The sequence below is a fragment of the Aeromonas sp. 604176 genome (genome assembly GCF_049170755.1).
Lineage (GTDB): Bacteria > Pseudomonadota > Gammaproteobacteria > Enterobacterales > Aeromonadaceae > Aeromonas > Aeromonas veronii_A.
This window is the reverse complement of sequence record NZ_JAAKNE010000203.1, coordinates 1-3239: the sequence shown is the minus strand read 5'-3', so window position 1 is coordinate 3239 and position 3239 is coordinate 1. Positions and strand designations below refer to the sequence as shown.

Sequence of the window (3239 nt, the reverse complement as noted above, 5' to 3'; positions counted from 1 at the left end):
CGCAATCCCAACATGCACGGCCTGATGCTCCGCGAGATCCCGAGTCTGGACGAGGCGGACGTCATCTGTTCCCGCCTCAAGCGTGGCGACGAGCTGATGGTGCCAAAGCCCGACTCGCGCATCGAACTTGGCGACCTGCTGCACCTGGTGGGGGAGCGTCATGCCCTGCACAAGGTGCTGCTGGTGCTTGGAGAGGAGGTAGACACCTCCCTCTCAACCCGCGGGACCGATCTGCGGGTCGAGCGGGTGGTGGTCACCAATGAGCAGGTGCTCGGCAAGCGGATCCGCGATCTCGACATCAAGCAGAAATACGATGTGGTCATCTCGCGCCTGAATCGGGCCGGCATCGAGCTGGTGCCGACCAGTCAGACCAGTCTGCAGTTCGGTGACATCTTGAACCTGGTGGGGCGCCTCGATGCCATCGAGGCGGTCACCAGCGTGGTGGGCAACGTGCAGCAGAAACTGCAGCAGGTGCAGATGCTGCCCGTCTTCATCGGCATCGGGTTGGGGGTATTGCTCGGATCCATTCCCTTCTACCTGCCGGGATTCCCGGCGGCGCTCAAGCTGGGGCTGGCAGGGGGACCGCTGGTGGTGGCGCTCATCCTGTCTCGTATCGGCAGCATCGGCAAGCTCTACTGGTTCATGCCGCCGAGCGCCAACCTGGCGCTGCGGGAAATAGGCATAGTGCTCTTCCTGGCGGTGGTGGGGTTCAAGTCCGGGGCCGGCTTCATCGACACCCTGATCAACGGCGACGGTCCCGCATGGATGATGTACGGTGTGGCAATCACCCTCATCCCGCTGCTGCTGGTGGGTGTGCTGGCACGCCATTATGGCAAGCTCAACTACCTCACGCTGTGCGGTCTGCTGGCCGGCTCGATGACGGATCCTCCCGCTCTGGCATTTGCCAACGGCATGCACCCCACCAGTGGTGCCAGCGCACTCTCTTACGCGACCGTCTACCCCTTGGTGATGTTCCTGCGGATCATCTCGCCCCAGCTGCTGGCCATCCTGCTCTGGGCCGGTGTCTGACACCTCACGAGACGGGAGCCGATGAGGCTCCCGTCTTCGTTTTGTCACAATTGATGCTATTGATTTAATTAATTTTATTCATCTTCGGCGTCCCTTCGTTTTCACCCGAAACCCGGCTTCATTTCGGTCTGTTCATTCGATTTTTCTCACTGGTTTATGGCCTGATAAACGGGCACATTGGAGGCTGGAGCAATATGCCCTTCGATATTTCAGGAGAAACCATGAGCAATCAGCGCATCGTATTGGATCAGGATGTCGTCGTTACCCACTTGCAAGGCAAAATGTATCTGGTCGCCGCCGACGGGAGCCAGAGACTCGTTGCAGAAGGCGATGTACTGCCCAAGGATGCGGTATTGCTTGCGCCCGAAGGGGCCAGCTTCCAGGGAGGGGAGACCACGTTCACCCTGGGTTCCGGCGAGCGCCCCGAACAGGGTGACGCCGTGCTGGCGAACGCGGGTACGCCCGATGACATCGCCGCCTTGCAGCAAGCGATTCTGGACGGGACCGACCCCACCAAGGCATTCGAGGCGTCGGCGGCGGGCGGAGCCCCGGCCGCAGGCAATGCGGGGGGCGTGGCTGGTGCCAGCGGCAACGGCGGTTTCGTCACGATCGATCGTACCGGTGATGCAACCATCTCCAGCGCAGGCTTTGACAGTGCGAACCCGGCTGGCGCGGCGCCGCTGGTGGATGCGCAAAGCAGCGAGGATGAGCTGGTCGACCTCACCGCTCCCGTTATCACCGTCTCTGCCCCCGACAACACCAACGATCGGACGCCGACCCTGACCGGTACCACGGATGCCCCCGCTGGCAGCACGGTGACTCTGCTGGTGACCGATGCCAACGGCAATCAGCAGACCCTGACCGCGACGGTACAACCGGATGGCAGCTTCAGCGTGGATGTCACCACACCGCTGGCCGAAGGGGGCTATCAGGTGACGGCTTCCGTGACCGATCCGGCCGGCAACACCGGCACCGCGACCGATGATGGCAGCGTGGACAGCACCGCGCCCTCGGCGCCACAAGTCGAAATCCAGGACGGCGCGGACAATGTCATCTCCGCCAACGAGCGCGAAAATGGGATGGATGTCATCATCCGGCTGCCGGGCGATGCCAAGGCTGGCGATCGTCTCGATGTGGACTGGAACGGTGATGGCGTGCCTGACTCCAGCAGAATTCTGACGACTGACGACATCGGCCGTACCCAGGTCACCCTGACCATCCCCACTACGGATCTGCCAGTCAACGGCCCCATCACTGTGGATGCCACCCTGACCGACCCTGCGGGAAACACCTCGCCCAAGGGGACCGACAATAGCGTGGTGAATGCCGCGCCTCTGCCGGGGGACGACCAGTTCACCGTGGCGGAGGATGGCACCGTCACCATCAATGTGCTTGGCAACGACACGGATGTGGATGGTGATCGCCTCACCATTACCGCCATCAACGGCCAGACCATTGCCGAAGGTGGCTCGGTAGCGATCAGCAATGGCTCCGTCACCCTGAGCAATGGCCAGCTGATCTTTACGCCGGCCCCGGATTTCAATGGCAGCATCGCGTTTGAATACACCATCACCGATGGCCTGAACAGCGCCACAGGTGGGGTGACGGGGACTGTTACGCCTGTCAACGATGCGGCTGTCATTACCGGCACCGACACCGGTGGCGTGGTGGAAGACGAAACCAACCCGATCCTGACCGAGACTGGCACCCTGAGCGTGACCGATGTGGACGGCGCCGATGAGGCCAAGTTTGTGGCCGGCAACGGCACCCCGAGTGCGGGTGCATTGGGCAGCCTGACCATCACCGAGACCGGTACCTGGAGCTACAGCGTCGACAACAGCAAGGTGCAGTACCTGGGCAAAGACGAGAGCAAGGTGGAAGTCTTTACCGTGTACGGCAAGGACGGCAGCAGCCACCAGGTGACGATCACCATCAACGGTGCCGACGACCAGTCGACCATTACCGTGACCGGCACGGACAAGGACGCTGGCGCGGTGACCGAGGACGTGGACACCAACCCGGCAGAGGCGGGGGTCCAGCTGACCGTGGGTGGTCATCTGACCATCAGCGACGCGGACCAGAACGACAAGCCGGCATTTGACACCACCCAGGTGGGCGCACCGCAGGGCGCGCTGGGCAGCCTGACCATCACCGAGACCGGTACCTGGAGCTACAGCGTCGACAACAGCAAGGTGCAGTACCTGGGCAAA

General features: G+C 62.3%; 2 protein-coding genes. Both read left to right on the top strand.

Annotation, left to right across the window (positions count from 1 at the left end; genetic code table 11):
• Positions 1-1029: putative transporter (locus G5358_RS20525; RefSeq protein WP_421324826.1), on the top strand; the 1029-nt coding region annotated here is incomplete at its 5' end.
• 221 nt (positions 1030-1250) lie between these two features.
• Positions 1251-3239, top strand: a 1989-nt coding sequence (locus tag G5358_RS20520) for a retention module-containing protein (RefSeq protein WP_421324825.1), incomplete at its 3' end; no start/stop codon positions are given.